Source organism: Halomonas marinisediminis (assembly GCF_004347715.1).
Taxonomy (GTDB): Bacteria; Pseudomonadota; Gammaproteobacteria; order Pseudomonadales; family Halomonadaceae; genus Halomonas; species Halomonas icarae.
Genome location: NZ_SLTR01000648.1, coordinates 1 through 237 on the forward strand (window position 1 = coordinate 1; position 237 = coordinate 237).

Genomic DNA, 237 nt, shown 5'->3' on the forward strand with positions numbered 1-237 from the left:
GCCGCCTGTCCGCGATGGATTTTGCAGGCATCCTCACGAAGCGCCACGTCCAAGGACCAGTGAAGTTTTGACTCAATGTGCCAGTGCTGCCGGGCCGCTTCGGCGAGCTTCTTGGCGGTCAACTCGGCTGAACTGATGTAGTAGCGGATCATCGGCTCTTCAGGGGCTTCGTCACCCTCTTGGCGGAAGCTCATCACCACTCCCACCGTTTTCAAGCCTGGCCACTCATAGCTAAGC

The 237-nt window shown here is 58.6% G+C and carries 1 protein-coding gene; it reads right to left on the reverse strand.

Annotated features, from left to right (window positions below; translation table 11 throughout):
• Window positions 1–194: ISAs1 family transposase (locus tag E0702_RS18105; RefSeq protein ID WP_240721824.1), on the reverse strand; the 194-nt coding region annotated here is incomplete at its 3' end.
• Between the last annotated feature and the right edge of the window lie 43 nt (window positions 195–237).